This window comes from Endozoicomonas sp. ALC013 (assembly GCF_049310205.1).
In the GTDB taxonomy this organism is placed as follows: Bacteria; Pseudomonadota; Gammaproteobacteria; order Pseudomonadales; family Endozoicomonadaceae; genus Endozoicomonas.
The window spans coordinates 27,398-46,983 of record NZ_JBLYNS010000022.1 but is presented as its reverse complement, the minus strand read 5'-3'; the positions used below and the strand labels follow the sequence as shown (position 1 = coordinate 46,983).

General features: G+C 45.5%; 19 protein-coding genes. 12 read left to right on the top strand and 7 right to left on the bottom strand.

Annotated elements, in window-relative coordinates; all coding sequences use genetic code 11:
* Positions 1–3 precede the first annotated feature (3 nt).
* Positions 4–834: a hypothetical protein gene (locus tag ACO6V1_RS06760; RefSeq protein ID WP_422466269.1), complete on the bottom strand. Its 831-nt coding sequence runs from the start codon at positions 832–834 to the stop codon at positions 4–6.
* A 206-nt stretch (positions 835–1,040) separates the two neighbouring features.
* On the opposite strand from ACO6V1_RS06760, the gene ACO6V1_RS06755 reads away from it, so the two are divergent.
* Complete coding sequence (locus tag ACO6V1_RS06755; RefSeq protein WP_101748766.1) at positions 1,041–1,424, top strand: DUF2237 family protein; 384 nt, start codon at positions 1,041–1,043, stop codon at positions 1,422–1,424.
* A 180-nt stretch (positions 1,425–1,604) separates the two neighbouring features.
* Here ACO6V1_RS06755 and ACO6V1_RS06750 read toward each other — a convergent pair whose 3' ends face one another.
* The gene (locus ACO6V1_RS06750; RefSeq protein ID WP_422448734.1) at positions 1,605–2,057 is read right to left on the bottom strand and encodes a ferritin-like domain-containing protein; all 453 of its coding nucleotides are present in this window, start codon (positions 2,055–2,057) and stop codon (positions 1,605–1,607) included.
* A gap of 445 nt (positions 2,058–2,502) precedes the next feature.
* Between ACO6V1_RS06750 and ACO6V1_RS06745 the strand changes: the two genes are divergently transcribed.
* The 3 genes from ACO6V1_RS06745 to ACO6V1_RS06735 all read left to right on the top strand — a co-directional run bounded on the left by ACO6V1_RS06745 (position 2,503) and on the right by ACO6V1_RS06735 (position 9,194).
* Positions 2,503–5,730: a hypothetical protein gene (locus ACO6V1_RS06745; RefSeq protein WP_422466267.1), complete on the top strand. Its 3,228-nt coding sequence runs from the start codon at positions 2,503–2,505 to the stop codon at positions 5,728–5,730.
* Between the two features lie 137 nt (positions 5,731–5,867).
* On the top strand, positions 5,868–7,937 hold the full coding sequence (locus tag ACO6V1_RS06740) for a baculoviral IAP repeat-containing protein (protein ID WP_422466265.1): 2,070 nt from the start codon (positions 5,868–5,870) through the stop codon (positions 7,935–7,937).
* A 105-nt stretch (positions 7,938–8,042) separates the two neighbouring features.
* A complete protein-coding gene (locus ACO6V1_RS06735) occupies positions 8,043–9,194 on the top strand; it encodes a hypothetical protein (protein ID WP_422466263.1) in 1,152 nt (383 codons plus the stop codon).
* A 239-nt stretch (positions 9,195–9,433) separates the two neighbouring features.
* Here ACO6V1_RS06735 and ACO6V1_RS06730 read toward each other — a convergent pair whose 3' ends face one another.
* The gene (locus ACO6V1_RS06730; protein WP_422448742.1) at positions 9,434–9,574 is read right to left on the bottom strand and encodes a hypothetical protein; all 141 of its coding nucleotides are present in this window, start codon (positions 9,572–9,574) and stop codon (positions 9,434–9,436) included.
* Positions 9,575–9,810: 236 nt separating this feature from the next.
* Between ACO6V1_RS06730 and ACO6V1_RS06725 the strand changes: the two genes are divergently transcribed.
* The 3 genes from ACO6V1_RS06725 to ACO6V1_RS06715 all read left to right on the top strand — a co-directional run bounded on the left by ACO6V1_RS06725 (position 9,811) and on the right by ACO6V1_RS06715 (position 12,597).
* Positions 9,811–10,281, top strand: a complete 471-nt coding sequence (locus tag ACO6V1_RS06725; protein WP_422466262.1) for a hypothetical protein — start codon at positions 9,811–9,813, stop codon at positions 10,279–10,281.
* The gene (locus ACO6V1_RS06720) at positions 10,269–10,952 is read left to right on the top strand and encodes a hypothetical protein (protein WP_422448746.1); all 684 of its coding nucleotides are present in this window, start codon (positions 10,269–10,271) and stop codon (positions 10,950–10,952) included. The genes ACO6V1_RS06725 and ACO6V1_RS06720 overlap by 13 nt, the downstream gene beginning before the upstream one ends.
* A 172-nt stretch (positions 10,953–11,124) precedes the next feature.
* Entirely contained in the window at positions 11,125–12,597 is a 1,473-nt protein-coding gene (locus ACO6V1_RS06715) for a hypothetical protein (RefSeq protein WP_422448748.1), read from the top strand.
* A gap of 167 nt (positions 12,598–12,764) precedes the next feature.
* Here the strand turns inward: ACO6V1_RS06715 and ACO6V1_RS06710 are convergent, their stop codons facing one another.
* Entirely contained in the window at positions 12,765–12,989 is a 225-nt protein-coding gene (locus tag ACO6V1_RS06710) for a hypothetical protein (RefSeq protein ID WP_422448750.1), read from the bottom strand.
* Positions 12,990–13,034: 45 nt separating this feature from the next.
* On the bottom strand, positions 13,035–13,313 hold the full coding sequence (gene ppiC, locus ACO6V1_RS06705) for a peptidylprolyl isomerase PpiC (protein WP_422448752.1): 279 nt from the start codon (positions 13,311–13,313) through the stop codon (positions 13,035–13,037).
* A gap of 217 nt (positions 13,314–13,530) precedes the next feature.
* Here ppiC and ACO6V1_RS06700 point away from each other — a divergent pair, with 217 nt between their 5' ends.
* The 3 genes from ACO6V1_RS06700 to ACO6V1_RS06690 all read left to right on the top strand — a co-directional run bounded on the left by ACO6V1_RS06700 (position 13,531) and on the right by ACO6V1_RS06690 (position 15,474).
* Complete coding sequence (locus ACO6V1_RS06700) at positions 13,531–14,073, top strand: PepSY domain-containing protein (protein WP_422448754.1); 543 nt, start codon at positions 13,531–13,533, stop codon at positions 14,071–14,073.
* Positions 14,074–14,185: 112 nt separating this feature from the next.
* On the top strand, positions 14,186–14,461 hold the full coding sequence (locus ACO6V1_RS06695; RefSeq protein ID WP_422448756.1) for a response regulator transcription factor: 276 nt from the start codon (positions 14,186–14,188) through the stop codon (positions 14,459–14,461).
* Positions 14,458–15,474, top strand: a complete 1,017-nt coding sequence (locus ACO6V1_RS06690) for a sensor histidine kinase (RefSeq protein WP_422448758.1) — start codon at positions 14,458–14,460, stop codon at positions 15,472–15,474. The genes ACO6V1_RS06695 and ACO6V1_RS06690 overlap by 4 nt, the downstream gene beginning before the upstream one ends.
* A gap of 129 nt (positions 15,475–15,603) precedes the next feature.
* Here ACO6V1_RS06690 and ACO6V1_RS06685 read toward each other — a convergent pair whose 3' ends face one another.
* Entirely contained in the window at positions 15,604–16,581 is a 978-nt protein-coding gene (locus ACO6V1_RS06685) for an NAD(P)/FAD-dependent oxidoreductase (RefSeq protein WP_422448760.1), read from the bottom strand.
* 439 nt (positions 16,582–17,020) lie between these two features.
* On the opposite strand from ACO6V1_RS06685, the gene ACO6V1_RS06680 reads away from it, so the two are divergent.
* Together ACO6V1_RS06680 and ACO6V1_RS06675 are read left to right on the top strand one after the other, a co-directional pair.
* Positions 17,021–17,635 carry a LysM peptidoglycan-binding domain-containing protein gene (locus tag ACO6V1_RS06680; RefSeq protein ID WP_422448762.1) on the top strand — a complete coding sequence of 205 codons (615 nt, stop codon included), beginning with the start codon at positions 17,021–17,023 and terminating at the stop codon, positions 17,633–17,635.
* Between the two features lie 368 nt (positions 17,636–18,003).
* Complete coding sequence (locus ACO6V1_RS06675) at positions 18,004–18,813, top strand: hypothetical protein (RefSeq protein ID WP_422466260.1); 810 nt, start codon at positions 18,004–18,006, stop codon at positions 18,811–18,813.
* Between the two features lie 7 nt (positions 18,814–18,820).
* On the opposite strand, the gene ACO6V1_RS06670 is transcribed toward ACO6V1_RS06675, so the two are convergent.
* Entirely contained in the window at positions 18,821–19,585 is a 765-nt protein-coding gene (locus ACO6V1_RS06670; protein ID WP_101749059.1) for an SDR family oxidoreductase, read from the bottom strand.
* Between the last annotated feature and the right edge of the window lies 1 nt (position 19,586).

The window sequence follows — 19,586 nt, the reverse complement described above, 5'->3', positions numbered from 1 at the left end:
CTCCTAGACCATGGAAAACATTCGCTTGTTAAAATCCAGAGACTCTATTCCCGCTCTAATATCCTGACGCCGACTTTTCATTAATTGTTCACACAGTTTTTTATTACCTAACCAATATTCTCTAAAATTCATCACACACCTGATTTCATCTTCTCCTGTGCGATCAGTGTTTGTTTGATTAAATGGTGATGACAAATCGCTCATGCGCTTAAAAATAATTTTCACTGAATTAACAATTTGTTGATGCAGTATTTCAGCATAATCAAGTCGTTGCTCTCTCAGACAGAAGTCTTCTTCCGGATTATGGCGAGGATCACTGCGAGGGTACCCGGGAGAGGATAACCTGGGTAATCCTGCAGCGGGTTGCGGGCCATAACGATACCAACTTTCAGGCAGGCAACCAGCTTCATCAGCAAATACCTGAGCCAGGTCATACAATTTGCTTATTTTAGTTAATGATTGCTCTGGTGTAATACCTTTACAGGTCATTTCATTTAAAAGTGAATTCAAATATTGTGACAACTCTTCTGCCCTGGGAGAGTTTTCCAGGTGAGGTCCTGCAGTAAAATCAAACATTTCCTGACTTACCGGAATCGCTAATGGAATGGAGACCTGCCATTCACTTATGCGCTTTGCAATACGCTCTCCGAGATGGACATCCAGATGTTGAACAAAGTTATCTCTGGCTACTTCTACATTTCTGGCAACAGTGTCAGTAAAGGCTCTTATGGCAGAATATACGACACAGGTGTCTTCCCGGTACCCTTCATACCGAAACCAGAATGCATCGCTATAGGATAGCCTTACACCTGAATCTGCCAGAACAATACTCATGACTGAAAAACAACCATTTTTCATATATAAAATATGCAGGTAATTCGACAGTGCTTCGTACCGAAAGGTTCAAAATTCTGAGAATATCCTGACAGAGATCATTGATGTTGACTCAATAACTTCACTTTTCAGGTATCAATGCAAAGAAAGTAGAACTGATCTCTTATCCTATAATGTCGGATAAACAAAATATGGGAGTTAAATAAATGGCCGAGTCATTCTTCGAACAACAAAATGTGCTTGGACTTATACTGGAAACCTGCTGTAAGGACCCTGTCACCGGCTTTTTTCGTGACGGTTTCTGCCATACCCACCCCGATGACAAAGGGGGGCATACGGTGTGTGCTCACATGACTGATGAATTTCTGCAATACTCGCTGTCTAAGGGCAATGACCTGATCACCCCCCGGGAGGAATGGGACTTTCCCGGGCTCAGGGCCGGTGACCGATGGTGCCTGTGTGCAGCACGATGGCAAGAAGCATTGGAAAACAATGTAGCACCTCCTGTTTATATCCGGGCGACCCATATCAATACACTGAAGGTGATTGAACTGACTGTTTTAAAACAATTTGCCATTGATATCAGCTAAGTCGTGGCATCGTATATTTCTGGCTATGTGGGCAGTTACTGTGCAAGGCAAAACGCTATCATGCTGGTACATAGCCATCGCAGGGTTTGCCAGGAGTCATCTTGTGCATTGAAGAACCCGCAGCCAGTCTGCTCAAGCCCTGGCTGCGATTAATGAAAGAGAAGCCGGTTCCAAAACAACCTAAACTACGCTGGCGATATCGCCTGGTTTCCTCAGCATTTTATCTATGTCGCCTATATGAGTTTCTTCATCTGCAATCAAACGGCGGGCATACTCTTCAACCACCACCAGTTTATCTTTCTCGGCAAGTTCCAATAGATCGTAATAGTACTTTACGCCCTGCTTCTCAAAATCCAGAGACTCCATCAGGATGTCGTGAATATCATGTTTTGAGGTTTCCAAAAGCCCACCGATGCCAAGGGATGGGTGCTCACCGAGATAAGTGATCATTTCTCCCGCTTCATAGGCATGATTCAGCGTTTCTGTTGCTGCTGAACGAAACCATCCAACAATGGGAATCCTGCTATAGCCAAACACCATAAAGCTGTAGTGACTGTATCGTACAACCCCTGCCAGCTCATGCTCCAGAATCTGGTTCAACTTGACCACTACGGCCTGATGCTCAGTGGACATAAACACCTCATCTCAAGGTTATATTTGAGCATGAAAGTATAGTCAGAATTATCAGTGAACCAGTCAGGATGATATTTCACCAATTCAAGAACCTAATAATCATTTTGAGGTCAAAGACGATGTTTAAAGTCCAGCTGTTCAGGGTTTCATTCTGAAAGCAACCACATCGACCTCCTCCCACTCAAAGCCTGCTGGCCGGATTGACCAGACAGCCGGTTCACGTCGGCCGCCCAACCGTTCCAGAAGCACCTTTAACGGCAAAAAAGTCTCAAACCAGCCGTCTCAAAGTAAAGCCTCCATCCCGGATATAAGCAAACAGATTGAAGACAGCTTTTGGCAGAATAAACAGTTACAAAGTCATAAAATCACCACGGCTGACGTGCTTAAAGCCTATAGAAATGAAAGTTCGACGATAAGAAGCGGCTTCTTCCTGCAAAAGCTCTGCTTGAAGAACATTTTACACAACGATCGCAAAGTTACCCCGGATCAGGTCATTCAAGAGTTTAGCCAGAAGCCAGATCGGCAGAATAAGTACCAGGTAGCAATAGCCCGCTTCCGAGCGGAATGTTGCCTGAGAGTTTTGCCATTGCATGGCCAGCCGGTCACTCCGGAGCAAGTGACCAGGGGTTATCAGGCAGTCAGGGCAACACTGGAGCTGGCGCGCTTTAAGGAAGAATGTTGCCTGAGAGGGCTTACTTTGAATGAACGACAAGTCACACCGGAAGCGGTAATCAGGGATTTTCAGGCAGTCGGAGCAACACTTGAGCTGGCGCTTTTCAAAGCAGAGTGTTGCCTGAGAAACCTGGCGTTGAATGGCCAGCTGCTGACACCGGGTGAGGTGGTGAAGGATTTCCCGGATAGTCCGGAGGGGCAACTCGGGCTAATGCGCTTTAAGGAAGACTGTTGCCTGAAGTACCTGCCGTTGAATGGCCAGCAGGTCACACCGGATTCGGTGATTAAGGGGTATCAGACAGCCAGGACACGACTGGAGCTGGCGCGTTTCAAGGAAGAATGTTGTCTGAGGGGGTTGGTGTTGAATGACCAGCAGGTCACACCGGATGAAGTGGTGAAAGATTATCAGACAGCCAAAGCGACACTGGAGCTGGCACGCTTCAAAGCGGAATGTTGCCTCAGGGGCCTGATTTTGCATGGTCAACAGGTCTCACCGGATTCAGTCGTTAAGGATTTTCAGGCCACCAGGGCAAGACTGGAGCTGGCTCGCTTTAAACAACAATGTTGCCTGAGGGGACTGCTGTTAAAAGGCCAGAAGGTCATACCGGATTCGGTGGTAAAGGATTTCCCGGACAGTCCAGAAGGCAAACTGGGAATAACGCGCTTCAAAGCGGAATGTTGCCTGAAAGGCCTGGTGTTGAATGGCCAGCAGATCTCACTGGAGGCGGTGATTAAGGACTTTCAGGAGAGTCAGGAGGACAAACTGGGGGTCGCACGTTTCAAAGCGGAATGTTGCCTGAGGGGTCTGATGTTGAATGGCCGACAGGTAACAGCGGATAGGGTGGTCAGGTGTTTCCCGGGCAGTCTGGAAGGCAAACTGGGGGCCGCGCGTTTCAAAGCGGAATGTTGCCTGAGGGGTCTGATGTTGAATGGCCGACAGGTCACAGCGGATATGGTGGTCAAGTGTTTCCCGGGGAGTCCGGAAGGCAAACTGGGGATAGCGCGTTTCAAGGAACAATGTTGCCTGAGGGGCCTGGCATTAGATGGTCAGAACGTAACACCGGATGCGGTGGTTAAGCATTTCCTCGATAGTCCGGATCGCAAAATGGGGATAGCCCGCTTCAAAGCGGAATGTTGTCTGAGAGGTTTGCCGTTAAATGGTCAGCAGGTCACACCGGAGGCCGTGGTTATCGATTATCAGGCCGCCAGGGCAACACTGGCGCTGGGGCGATTCAAAGCGGAATGCTGCCTGAGGGGCCTGCCGTTGAATGGCCAGCAGGTCACACCGGAGGCGGTGGTTAGCGATTATCAGGCAGCCAAAGCCACACTGGAGCTGGCGCGCTTTAAAGAACAATGTTGTCTCAGGGGTATGTTGCTGAATGGCCAGCCGGTCAGACCGGAGGGCGTGGTTAAGGATTATGAGCGTGGTGGCTGGTTGCTCGAAAGAGCTATTTTTTATACTCAGCTGACATTGAGCGCCAGGGAATTGAATGGTCACTATCTGGATAACCGGGAAGTATTGGCAGCGTTTAATGACGCTCCCGGAGATTATTCTGCAAAGCAAGCCAGGTATCTGATTCAAAGGCTGACGACAACTCAGCAGTTCGATGAAACCAGCGAAACCCGGAGTACACTTCAAGAGGCATGGCACATCTTAAACAAGGTAATGGTCAAAGACGATGAGCAACATCGACTCCAATGTATAGTGAAGTTCATGGCTATGCAGCATGGACTGCCCATTGATCATCAGAGTGTATCAGCAGAACAGGTATTGCAATCCATCACCATGCTGCGGCGCTCATTTCAGAATTCACGACTGCATTTCTTCTTCCTGACATACTGTTATATCACGGGACAGTCTATTGATGGACGGAAGATCACTAAGCATCAGGCCCTGGAGTGTCTTCAGAGCTTTCCAGCCGCAAGCAGGCTGCGCCACGCTTTAGGCCGCTGGTTCGCACAATACTGCTGTGACGCCAGTACAATGAATGAGTTACTGTTCGATGGCCACAAGCACTCAGCTAACCGTGCCATTGTGGGTCAAACCGTGAAACAGCGGTTAACAACAGGTGACACTGGCTTTTTGCAAAAGCAGGTTTCGCGGTTTACTGCGCTTACCCTGAAAACACTGGAGATTATTCAGGAAATCAATGACTCTTATACCCATCCACCCATGCTGATTACCGGTTCTTACGCGCGCTTTTTACAGAACCTCTGCTCATCATTTAATGATATTGATATTATCTGCACGCAGGAAGCATCCGCCAGAACACTCTTTGACAGGCTGCTGGCACTGAACACCGACAGTGATTCTGAAATCCCCAAAAACATCATTATCTGGCCAATCCGGGGGTGTCAGGCGATTAAACTGCCACACGCCTACAATATTCAATTTAATGACGGTGATTTGGGGATGAAAGCCATGGTACTTCAGGTCAGCATTGACGCCAGAGCAGCCCATAAACAGGCCGTACAATTACCCGTCCACGTTCCTGGCGTTAAAAAACCGGTATGGTGCCTGTCGTTTGCTGAAGAAACCCGATTACTGAACGATACGCTGGAATACCTCGCTAATAACCTTGACTTGCTGACAGAACAATTGCAAGAAGGAGCGGAATACCTGCCACGAACCATTCTGTTTAATCTTCCTCAAAACCCTGATGAGCGTATTTATGGTTTGTTTATGCGCTGCCTGCTTAGCCTGAATAAAGCACGGCAGTTTATCGCTCTGCAAGAAGCCCAATCCAAACAACCTGACGGCCAGACCAATCACCTTCAAGAACATCGCCTGCCTGTGCTGACTGAAACGCTGCAAATAAAATTGACCAGCCATGCTTGCCGTAAGGATTTTGAACATAGAATTAACGACTGGCTGGCGACAACACATCATGCTAATGATTATGAGTTCAAGAGGAAGAACTTTATCAAAACACTACTGGCAATAATGAATATTGAAAGAACTTATCAACCTGAAACAATTAATCAGATTGAAAGCCATTAACCACACAATCAATCCTGATTAACTCATCAGTTTTTATTTAATTTTTTCAAATCACTCAATATCATCTAATAATTAATTTCAGTAATTACCGATGTTCATCTCAGAAAATGATTGATGAGTAAGGGTCCAGTCGAGTTATGAATAATATTGGCAACGGCAATTTTACCTGCAACCCCGGTTCTGCAACAAACCAGCGGGATACCGGAGCAGTTGATGAATCCGCAAGAGCAATGCTGGGACACCATAGTGTTGGTTATAATAATCCCCCTCAGACCCATTTGTCTCATGCACCTTCACCCGAAGCTGAGACGATTTTTAAATTTACAGATGTAGTAACTGGCGACACCCACATAGCAAAAGATTTTTCAGAGCTGTTAAGTTACGATCAACTTCTTTTAAAGCTAAGGGACTCTGGTGGTGAAATTTATGCCAACCATGGTCAGCCCGTAGAGCAAATCGCTAAAGATATTCGCTCAAATGATTATCTGAAGTGGTTACTATTATCAGTTAACAATATTGAGGAAATTCCTGTTGCCCGGGAAGCTTCACTTATTGCCGACAGGGATATATCTACTAGTGGTTTTGATGTGGAAGATAGCAGTGGATCTGATACGGACAATGCCCCTGAGAGACCATTTAACGAAGCGATGAGTAATCGCACAAACAGGGCGCAGACATTCAATAATAGTAACTGGAGAAATGTAAGACGTTCGTCTGTTTTTTCCTCTGCTGTCTCTAATCAGGATATTTCTGCCAGCGGTTTTTATTCACTCAAAGATGGGGAGCTGGTGCGATGTTTTTCATGTGGTGGTTGTCTGCAAAACTGGAAAGTAGATGAAACACCAGATGATTTACATGCCCAGAAGTTTCCAAAGTGCCAGTTTATCCGAAAGAAGTTAGGTGCTGAATTGGTTAATACCATTCAAGAGGCCCTTACCACTGAACAAAAAAATGCCGTAGCCAGGACTATTCCCGGATCTCGACATTTATACAGTCAACCTATCGGTGGGCAGAGTAATCGCCAAGTGGCGGGCTCCAGCGATGACTTAACACGTTTTCCTGCCTCTTCATCCTCCAGAACAGCCCGATCCAGAGCCCGGTCCAGGGCCCGATCTTGGGCCCGATCTTGGGCAGAAACATCTAGAGCAGAAAGATCCAGGTCCAGGCACAGACTCGATGCCAGCTCAAGCTCAAGTTCCAGCTCTATATCGGGATACAGGTCTGACTCTAGTTCTGGTACTTCATCACCAGTATCCTGGCTTGATCAAGAGCATCCTGCACATTACAGAACATATAATCAACCTGCAGATATAAATCTGTCGCTTAACGAAGCCAAAGCAAGGCTGGTAAATATTTTCAGCCCAGTTCAAATACAGAAACTTCACATCCTTGAAGATAAGGTCAAAAGTGCAAACGATTCAGAGCGTTTACACCTGGGTGATGTATACAAAGAAATACTCAATAATCTGCTGAAAAAACCAGAGCTCATTGGCGAGATTATCGGAATAATTGAAAGTATGTCATCCAGAGATTGCGAGGACCATACCGCGGAAGTTTGTGACCTGATAAAAGTAAGATTCAAGGCAGCAACACTGACGGAGGGTATATGTGATCAAGATAACAGCATTAACTGGTTTTCATTGCTTGGTAAAGCCAAACTACTTATTCATGAGGAACAACTGATCAGCGTCCTGGGCAGGCACAACCTCCTTGGAGGTAATGAATCCACTGAAATCAGAGCGTATGTAAAAAACCGGTTTGCGAGAGAAATTTGTGAATTTTCTGAAAATCATATTCAACAATATTTCCCAGAACAGGGCCGTAGTGTTGTCAATGCTATCAGGGGGCAATATGGAAGATTACAATATGATTTTATTCAGGCAATAAACAATAAAAGCCTGTTAAAAAATTACTTGATAAGCTTATGTAAGGATGAAATATTTTTTGCGTTTATCAAATCCCATGATGAAGAATTATCACAATGGTTAGCAAAGGAAAATAGCAACTTTGATGGGTTAGTGGATCATTATGATCAAAACCATGCAGGGAGTTCCAGTTCCAATGAATATGCCTATGTTACTTCATTAAACAGGCTCAGGGAAACCAAGGATCTTGTTGATTCAGTGGCACTAAATCAATTTTTTGAGTCAAAGATTGATGAACAATGGAATGCACTGGTTTATGCGACCCAACCGTCAACTTACTAGTATCTGTTTTTTTGTAAACAACTGAATTATTGACAGATTATTTATCATAGGAACCTTTCTAAAAAGAGGATGTCTTAATACATAATTCAATTATTATATAATTCAATGTATTACTATCATCAATTACCCGATGTCGATATTTATCCTGATGGACTTTTTGCAAGACCATCAGATCAACCGCTTCAGACAGGCACATATGAACAACAGTCGACGTACCAAGGTATGTCTGTTAAAGCATCTATTGCACCGTTGCCTCTATATCATAATCAACCAGGTAAACAAGACAATAACACTGGCTCCGCTAACTTTTGGGATGGATATAACATTGCACCTCTACCACATGTCAGTCCTTCAGACTTTTTCAGCACTGATATTACTAAAGATGAAACCACTGAAAACCACCTTCAGCAGCCTGCAGTCCCTTTTCATAACCCATTTGATGATCCCCGGTTTGAGAAAAGATCGATAGTCATCATTGATAACCTTACCAGGCAAGATCAGGTTCTTGACTTTACGGTTAGACGGAAACTTCAGAGTAGTGATCCCACATATATTTATGACGTGGGTTTACCTCAAACAGCCTCACAATGCTTATTGTGTGTTAATAATAACCTTCATCAACCAGCCTATAATACTGATCAGGCGTTTGTTAATAATCATTTTAAGCCAGCAACGCCAGTTACAATGATTACAGATAGTGTGCCATTTCAAAGTGATACCGCTTACGCAGAGAGCAAAAGAGTGCGCAAAAATGCGCGCTATCATAATGATCCTGCCTATGCCGAGCGCAAAAAAGAGTACAACAGGGTGTTCAGAAGGGATCGCTTACAGAATGATCCTGCTTACGCAGAGAGCACAAGAGTGCGCAAGAATGCACGCGAAAGGGCGCGCTATAAGAATGATCCTGTCTTTGCCAAGCGCAAAAACGAGCGCAACATGCTGCGCAGAAAGACTCGCTTACAGAATGATCCTGCCTACGCAGAGCGCATGAGAGAGCGTGACAGGGATCGCAAAAGAGCTCGCTACCATAATGATCCTGCTTACGCACAGCGCGAAAGAGAGCGCAAAAGGGAGCTTCAGAGAAAATACCGCTTACGCAAGAGCATGAAAGGGAGTGCCAAAAGAAGCACTACTACAATGAGCCCGATTTCGCAGAGCGCCAGAGAAAGTGCCAAAGAAAACGCGACTGGCATAACACCTCTTCACCCTGTCCCCTCGCACTATATACCCGGGACAGTCAAAATTACCATTTTTTAACTTGAACTTTTATGAGAAAGATTGGTCTCAGGGTGGTGTTCAATAATTCGATATTTCGATGTACAGTCCTTCTTCTTTTGCTTCAGCTCGATTAAATGCAGCCTATGGCCATTTACCTTACTTTCATGATTCTACTTTTTCTGAATCAGTAGCAATAGGCAGGCCCTTCTGCCGTGACGTTACAAAAGTGTCGAATATTCTATCTTTTATGCGTGGTGGTGAAACTGCTGAAGACTATCTTAAGCATCCAGCTGTGCCTTTTTATAATCCCTGGTTTGAAAAAAAACCAGCAGTAATCGTTGCCAGCTGTCGTGATAAAAATCAATCAGTTGACTTAATACCCGGAAGTAAACTTCAAAATACGGTTCCCCCCCCTGCATACATTCCTGGTAATGAACGTTTTTCAATCCAGTCTCTTTTAGGTTTAAGGCAATCAACCAATCAAAGCATACCAATTGTTAATAGCAGTCTTCATCAACCTGAAGAAATTTCCACTCATGTTTCCAATACACAGGTTCGTACCGGTACTATTTTCAGGTCGGTTGAAAAGGCTGAGATAATTAAACCTCAACCAACTACACATTCAAATCAGGCTACCACTGTAGATATTTTTCTGTTGCCAAATAAACAGGCCAAAGCCAAATATGATCTACCCTACAGCAGAGCAAAATACGAAAAATCTGATAAAGGCATGAAGACCCGGGCCAAATACTATTTATCCGATAAGAGTAAAAAAGCCAGGGCAGGAGCCAGGGCCAAATACGAAGCATCCGATAAGGGCAAAGCAGCCAGAGCAAGGGCCAGGGCCAATTACGAAGCATCCGGTAAAGGCAAGAAAGCCAAGGCCAAATACGAAGCATCCGGTAAAGGTAAGAAAGCCAGGGCCAAATACGAAACATCAGAGAAAGGCAAGCAAACCAGGGCCAGATACGAAGCGTCCAAGAAAGGCAAGCAAACCAGGGCCAAATACGAAGCATCCGAGAAAGGCAAGCAACCAAGAGCCAAGGGCATCATTCCCAACAATAGAGACAAGGCACAAAACAGGATAGCCATGATTTGTGATCCAATAGCTCAATGGACAGAGTAAACTCAGGTACAAAATTTGTTTCCGGATATTCCTATATACAGGAGTTGCAAGAAAACCCTTTACTTTTACTCGCTGAAGTTTCATGTTTGCAACTGAGTGGACTTGTACATTCTGTACAGATATCTACTTACCCGTCCCATTCTGGATATCTGAATCGGCAAGTCAACCATCAGGATACACACGGCTATTTACGTCAACTGTGTAGCTTTTCAGTTTCTCACGTACCAGCCACTGAAAAAGAATCATACGTCAGCTCGTTGACGAAGGGAACCCAACAACAAGTTCCAACTAAAACTTTTCAGTTTAAAAAAACTGAGCCTTCCGGTTACGGTAATCCATTGCCTCTTGTGCTTAAAAAGATGACCGCCTCCGAACTGGACAAGGCACGTCGTGCCAGGAGCCAGGCAAAATACTCTGCATCTGATAAAGGCAAAGCGGCCAGAACCAGATACACTAAATCAGATAAAGGAAAGGCAACCAGAGCCAAATACCTGAGATCGGATAAAGGCAAGGTGGCGAAGGCCATAATAAATGCAAAATCAGCAGCCTACCGAGCAGCTTTAAGAAAAGGCCTGAGTGAAAAATTGGCGAGGGAAAAAGGGGAATTAGCAGCCAGGGCAAAAAGGCAGAATTATCGTATCGGTACAAATGGTGCAGGTAAGATGAGTTAATTTTTCAGATAAAAATCCTTTTATCAACTGGTTTCCATACTTTTTTCTTGCATCACCTTACAGCCTTCCTTTTTTGGTCTGGCTGAGAGCTATCAGAACTTATTTTATGCCCCAGGCCGGTAACCATTTTGGTTCTCGCTATTAGTCAGAGGTTATTAGCATGGACAACTGCATGAAATCGAATACTGCCAACACGACTCAGCAACCAGTTTTCCCGGGAGATCCCTCCCGTATCAGCAGGGGAAGGCAAGCATCGGTGTTCAACAGGATGAGCCAGTTTATCAATGCAATAGACTGGTTCCCTTATCGAGTAGGAAGTAATCGGTATAGTGGCTATCAAAAAGCCAGTACCAATCTGATAAAAAAGTTGAAGGACTACCATGAAATCAAGTTAGCAGCCACCAACGTCCTTTATCTGACAACCGGTGACCATCGTGGGGATATTGGCCATAAAATACAAGCAGAGCTCAACGCAATGAAGCCAGCTATTTACTGGCAACTTGCGGTTACTGGCCATGATTCGACCTGTCCAATATCAACTACCGGCAACGCGCCGCAACAGGAAATTAAAATGTCAGACCAGGAATTAGAAACAGAGCTGGATGATAATACGTCCATACTCATTAGATTTGAGGAGCTTATCACAATAATCGAAAGCAGGAAGTCTCTTATTCCCGGTTCAAGTGAAGATACTCAGGCTAAAGCCAGTACAGGCAAATTGGCAGATGATATTACTACGGCAATCAACGAACTGGCTTTGACCTGCATAAAGACCAGTGAAACAAATAAACAGCGTTTCCTTTATCAGCTGGCAGTCAAAGAAGCAATAATCTTCAATGGAATATTAGTAAAGAACCCTGAATTCAATACTATTGACAACTTTATAAGTCAAAGAATTAAAAAGTCATGTATACCCGATAAGCACAGGCAGATTGCTCGTTTAAACATATCATGGAATATCCTTCTTCATACTTTGGGTCTTGATACTGAATTATTAGCAGTTAGATTTTCAGAACTGGAGAATATCAAATATCTGATTTTTCATTCGATGAACGCTTCCTCCATAAAAGAAGGAAAGGATTGTGGAATCAGCCGATTTTTCACCCGTTTTATGCGTCAGGAGGATGGAGATATTAATAACCCGGCCAGGGCAGAACGAGTAAAAGAAATTATGACTCTGGAAACAAGCATCGCTTCTGGCAAATTACAACCAATCTTGCTCGACGGTATTAAACTCGCGGAACCTGTGGAAACATCCGGCGTTGATTTTACCAGTTCAGCTATATTGCGAAGTAATGAAATATATAATTTCAAGCGGGCCATACTCTATCCGGCTTACAAATGCCATAAAGCTCAACTTGAAGGAAAGCCTCAGGAAGAGAAAGACTGCCTGCACATATTGACCTTGTCTTGTCTGGCCTATTTCTTCCGTATAATGAGAGCTGAGTGGTCAGAGGGTTTAACCAGCCATGTTGATGCTGCAATCCGGATTATAGAGTTTATCCAGTCTATAAAATCAGATCGTTTATCTTCATTGTCCGGACGAAAAGATTATCCATTTAAAAACCTGGAGCAGTTAAACGAGCATTTTTCAGGGTTTTATCACCAATATTGTACTGGCCCCCAGGAGGCTGACCGAGAATAGACTGCCCTACTGCGGTGGCAGCAAATTGGTCTAAAAATTCCGTTTTGTTCGGCAAATAGCACCACTATTCACCTCACAAAACGAAATTTTTATCCTCAATTTTCTGCCATCTTCGCTACGGGCGCTATTCTCGGTCAGCCTCCTGGTGCAGAAAAGCGTTAATACCCTTACACCCCGTTCATCCTGAGGCTTGTCGAAGGATGGTGCCACCGTACTTCGACAAGCTCAACACGAACGGTATGGATATCAACGCTTAGCTGCACCAGGAGGCGTGGATGGTCATGTTTTTTCTGCGCCAGAAAACGTCTTATTGCTGCTTTTTCACAATCATTTTTTGTGGAACCATCCTGTCGGCAAATTGCTTCCGGCGCTAAAGGAATGACAGAAAACAAAACGAATTACCATACCTAAAGCTGTCTTTGGCGTTTGAACTTTACTCAGGTTCGGTAAAGTACCTTGACCACATGCCAGCCGAATTTGGTTTTCACCAGATGGGGTGTCAGTAACTCCCCGGTAAAACACACCTTATCAAAGGCTGGCACCATCTGCCCTTTCCTGAACTCTCCCAGGTGCCCGCCTTTTTTACCCGATGGGCAGGTGGAATGCCTCTTGGCCAGAACATCGAATTTGGCACCTTTTTTAAGCTGTTTGATAATATCTTCGGCAAGTTCTTTATGCTTGACCAGAATGTGCAATCCAGCTGCAGTGTACGCCATGTTGAAGCCTGCTTATAAAAGAAACTATTGATTGGTATTATATCGTTCACCACTGCGTTTTGAATATCCGTCCGCACCACGTCAGGCCTTCGTCAAATCCTGAACCTTACAAAAATGTATAGTTCCGGAAACCTTTCTGAAAATCTTCCCGGGTAAAGTGACCACATCGACAGATATATTTCCCTGTCTCGTTAACCCCTGTTATGAGGAATCCACTGTGAAAAAGTCAAATCTTGTTACATCTGCTGCACTGTCTGCCATCATCGGTATGAGCACCATGCTGGCTACAGGGTCAGCTAAAGCAGGTGATGCACCAACATCCCTCAGCGACGATGCGCTGTCTCTGCTTAAGGCTGTAGAGATTGCCAGAAAACACACTGGCGCAGAGCCACTTGAAGCAGAGCGTGAAGTAGAGATGGGGCAGGCAGTGTATGAGATTAAACTGGCAAACAAAAATGGTGAAGAGATTGAAACCATTATTCATGCGCAAACCGGTGAAGTTATTCTGAGCAAACAGCGTACCGGCCACGATAATGACCAGGTGGAAAATGCCCTGTGTGCATCAGGCATCAGCAATGGCAGATACCTTTCCCTGAAAGAGGCAGTCAAACAGTCAGAGTCTGAATTTGGGGGCAAGGCATGGCACGTTGAGATGGAAGACGACCACAATAAAGTGTCTTATGAAATTGAATTGTTGAACTCTCGCGGTCAGAACATTGAAACCAGAATTGATGCCATCAGGCCTGTCAGCAAATCTTGATACAAGACCATAAAAACCGGGACAATGATGTCTCCGGCCCAGCCAATGAAGAGCACAACAACAACCCAATCGCTGCGGCCTGAGCCCCAGCGATATTAATGAGAGCACGATCATGCGGGTATTACTGGTAGAGGATGATGTAAGCCTCAGCAGTTTTATTGAAAAAGGGCTTCGTGAGGCCGGCCATCAGGTTGAGCTGGTGGATAATGGCAAGCACGCCCTGACACTCTGCATGACAGAGCAAGTTGTAGAAACTCACATCAGCCGTTTGCGAAACAAGCTGGAAAAACCCTTTGGTGACAGGCTGATTCAAACCGTTCGGGGTGCAGGCTACAAACTGGAACACAAAGCGCTGGAACACAAAACGACGACAGGTGTGAATCCATGAACATCCGGTTGCCTGATATCCAGGGAGTCTGTCTGCGTTTATCGTCAATTGGGAAACGCCTGCCTGACCATCTGCCAGCATGGCTCAAAAGTTCGGCTATTCAACAGGGTTTAATGTTTGGAGTGGTCTCAATCATCAGTCTGGTACTGATGGCTTCTGTTACTTTTCTGTATGTGGATTACGAACTGGGCAAGCAAAACCGTGAAATTGTCCAGGAGTCCAGAGAACTGGTGAGAGAGCAACACCGGGACTTCAATGATATTGATGAAATGCTGTCCCGACTGGAAGGTTCCGTTACTGCCATGCGGGATATTTCAGCAAATATCGCCCATGAACTGAAAACCCCTATTACCCGGTTATGTCATAACCTGCTGACACTGAGGGATGAAGCAGGCCAGTTGCACACCAGCAGGGATAAAGATTTTTTCAGGCAACTTGATCATGCCCTTGAGGACTCACAACGACTGACCTCCATTTTTGATGCATTGCTGCGAATCACTCAGATCGAGTCTGGCGCACGCAGAAGCCGTTTTACCCGGATAGATCTGGCTCAGATCGTAGATACCGTGACAGAGATTTATCAGGACGTCGCAGAAGATGCACGAATGACAATGTATGTTGTTAAAAAAGATGCCCCGGTTATCATCCAGGGAGACCGAGAACTATTAATTCAGCAATTTGCCAGCCTGATTGAAAACGCCCTGCGATATTGCCCGGCAGGCAGCAGGATTACTCTGGGCTGTGGTCTTGATAAAGAAGATGGCATTGCATGGCTGAAAGTCGCAGATAATGGCCCGGGCATTGTTGATGAAGAGAAAGAACGGGTATTTGAACGCTTGTATCGTGTTGATAAAAGCCGCACCGATGGCGGCTTGGGGCTGGGACTTTCACTGGCTAAAGCCGTAGCTGGTCTGCATCATGGCTCAATTGCCCTGAGTGACTGTATGCCCGGACTGGGAGTTAAGGTGTCCATACCGGTTGATGAATCAACTGCTGCTTTGCAGGCTGTGTAAGAAAGCTGTCGGTTGGATAACAGTTAATGTTATCCCCCTTTCACCGGATCAGGGCAATGTTTTCCTGAATGGTTACAAGCCCCGGCATTACCGGGGGCGACCAACGATCCTGGTGAGATCGGTTCATCATTAACCCGACAGGGCCTGTATACACTTCTGCGCTGATAACCAGGCCCCCTCAACCCTGCCACCCGCACACCAGGCACCAATGACCGCAAGCCGCTGACGTTCATCCAGAAGATAAGGTTGATCAAAGGTTACTGGCTTAATATTGGCATAGCGCCAGTAATGTCGATATTCCGCGGTTTTCTCAAGCCCGGTAGCCATTATTGTCTGCAGCCAGTTCAAACCTGTCTGACCAATGTCCACTGCCGTTTCTTTACCCTGTTGTTCAGACCACTCTGGCGAGAAATGCAACATCCAGACATCGTCAACATCCGGCGCTTTCCTGAAACCGGGTCGGCTGGATAACCGCGAAGCCCAGCGGACCGTTTCATCCCCAAAGATCCCCTGCACATCTGCTGGAATTTTCCCCCGGGTAGCAAGGCCTGCTGCCCAGCAGGGTTGATGGACGGCCTCAGGTACATGAGCCATCACATCAGAACAGCCATCAAGCAGGGTACGGCTTTGCTCGGCAGGACTACTGACAATCAACCAGTCGAAGCCGGAAAAAAGCGCACCATCGGCAGACAACAGCTGCCACCCTTCCCGGCTCTTTTCCACCTTCGAGATGTGACACTGGAAGTTAACGGCAATGTTGCTGCTCAAACAATAAACCAGCTGGTTCATTAACGGGGAACCAATGTAGCGCACCGTTTCATCCGGTGACGGTGTTAATGTTCCCTGTGCAACACAGTAGGGTGAAAAATCCCAGACCTTTACAGCAGATGCTTGCAGCCAGAGCTCTACCTGTTTCTGAAACCCCGGATCCCTGGCGGTAAAGTACTGGGCACCAATATCCAGCTTGCCCCATGCTTCCCGTCGATTGGCTAAGCGCCCACCCAATCCGCGACTTTTCTCAAAAACAGTCACTTCATGCCCCAATTCCGCCAACAGACTTGCGGCCTTTATCCCGGAAAGTCCGGCTCCAATCAGTGCAACTTTCATGGGTATGCCTCGTTACTTATCATCCGGCCCTCTCAACGAAAAGTGAATGCCATGAATACCATTTCTTTCTGGCAAGCAGATTGCGGAAAAATTTGCAAAGTTGCAACCCACCTCTACGTGGAGGCCGCACAAATAGATGTGAAATGTACTGATAAGGTTTCCCAAAGTGATCCGGGGGTTTGATGGTCATCAGGAAAGAGTAGCTGAGGGTACCGGATGACCCGGCTCTACCCTTGCTCAATGAATTGAAAATGAGGCAACCGGATTTAGTAACTCCAGACCAATAACAGAGATAACTGTCAATAAAGCATACCTGACGTAATTGTTAAGTCATAGTTAATACCTGACCAGTCAAATAAACCAAACAACCTTTATTTATTCATTTTCCTCACCAACAATAAAATCACTTCATTCAAAAACATTTTATCCAGGTGTATATATGAAAAGTTTATTGATCATCGGTCTGGCATTTGGTCTGGCTGCCTGCTCTGATTCAAAGCAAAGAGAAGGCACGATTAACAGAGACAAAGAATCATCACCACTTTCTGAAAACCCCAGCCGGGAAAAGACCACAAAGACAGAAGATAACCATTCATTTTCAAGCACCTATACAGAAAATAAAGCAAAACCCATATCCTATAAATTATCGAATTTTGCCACATCAGGTTCAGATATAAACGACCTTTCTTATAGCCTTGGCTATTACACCGTCAACCAAAATGACACTCTGATGAAAATTGCATTTGAGATATACGGTGATTATGAACAATGGATAGTCATTAAGAATGCCAATTCCGAAAAAATTGATTCTGAAAATGTAATAAAAAAAGGAGCAACATTAACTTTTCCAGAACCAGCGGATAAATTTGTTCAAAGCAAAAAAGGGGATTCATACCTGATAAAGCGTGGAGATACGTTAGCATCCATTGCCCGAAATACTTATGGTTCAAGCCGTCACTGGAAAGCCATCTGGAAGAACAACACGCGTTTGATAAAAGATCCGGATAAAATCTTTGCCGGATTCACAATATACTTGCCGGTTGTCAACGACTAAACAGGCCTCGTCTCCATGCTCTGAAAGAGGTCACATCACCATCAATGACCTCTCTGCCACTACCACCCGCCTCCACATTCGTGAGAGGCTGAATTTTCAGGTTTTTATATCACAACTGCTTATAGTTATAGCCAATTTTCATTCCTGATTAACACAAATACTAAATAAACTGTGTTTGATAAGAACTTTTATAAGAGAGAGAGGTCTTAAGAAGTAATTCAGCAATTCAATAATTCAATAATTCAATGAATTTCCAATATACTTCATCTTTATTCAACCCTGCTTTTTTTGATCTTTATCCCGGATCATCAGATTTAGAGCAGAATTTTCAATTTTACGGTGGCAGACAACAACCGGCGTACCATGGTATGTCTGTTCAGAGGATGGATGACCCTTTTCCTGTTTACCTCAATCAATCAGCCATACATCATTATGGCGCTGGCTTTTCCGGGTTATTAAAGGAATATGAGATTGCACCTGTGGTATCAGCCAATCCAGCAGGCTATTCCAGAATTGATATGTCTGAGATACCACCACCAGCTCTTGAGAAATATGCACCCCGGGATTATCGTAATCAACCCGTTAATGGTGCCCTGCCACCAATACCAAACATCCACTTTACTCAGCCGTTATTCCCGGTAAAAAGTGAGCCTGGGATCAGGGAACCAACACCAGCGCACCACTACAATCCAGGTTACTGGTTAACTCGTCCTCCTGTCGTATTCTTTAATCCACAAGATTCAGGACCCGTTGCTGTAGTTCACTCGCTAAACCTGAACCAGGCAACAAGTAATAACCAGTCAACTCAGACAGAAGAAATGACGGATGGTAGCTCTTCAATCATTGAGGACCAAAGGGTACCCCGCCAAGAGCCCACTTATGCAAAGCGCAAGTGTCCGTACTCAACGTATCGCTACCAGACTGATCCCGAGTATGCAGAGCGCCAAAGGAAGCGCCAGAAGGAGCGCTACCATAATGATCCCGAATACGCAGAGCGCGTAAAGAAGCGTCAAAGAGATCGTGCACGGGAGCTTCTCAAAGATCCCGCTTACCGTGAACGCCAAAAGATCATCAACAAGAAGTACCGTATGAAACGCAAAAAAATAATAGAGAGTATGGCAGGAACCCTGTTTGCCCAGAACATCAAGGGTAACACAACCAGCCAATCCCCGGGATAACTTCCCATCAGTCCACTTTTCGGACCACCTTGAAGTTATCCCACGCTTGAGAAGTTGGCATCACTTCCAGAGTGTTGATATTGATATGCGCTGGCTGTTGAGCAATCCAGAAAATGATATCTGCAATGTCTTCCGGACGAAGTGGGTTAACTCCTTGGTAAATACTGTCACTTTTCGCCTGATCCCCTTTAAAACGAACCAGTGAAAACTCGGTTTCACACATGCCTGGCTCAAGACTGGTCACACGTACACCGCTGCCAGCCAGGTCACAGCGAAGATTACGGGAGAACTGGGCAACAAATGCCTTACTGCCTCCATAGACATGGCTGCCGGGATACGCCCAGTTTGCAGCCACAGAAGCCAGGTTAATAATGGCAGCCTTGGGTTGTTCACGGAGAATGGGCAACAACTTATGGGTGACATTCACCAAACCGGTCACGTTGGTATCAATCATGGTATGCCAGTCTTCCAGGCTGGCTTCCCACGCAGGACCGGCACCCAGCGCAAGACCGGCATTATTGACCAGAACCTCAATATTGCGAAATTCATCAGGCAGTGAATCCACCATTTCTGATACTGCCCGGGCATCGCGAACGTCCAAAGTGACACTGTGAACCGGTACTTCAGGCGTCAACTCTTCCGCCAGTGCCAGCAGGCGTTCTGAACGGCGACCAGTGATTATCAGGGAGTGGCCATGTTGAGCAAATAACCGGGCACTTGCCAGACCAAAACCGGAGGTTGCTCCTGTGATCAAAACGGTGGGCAAACTCATT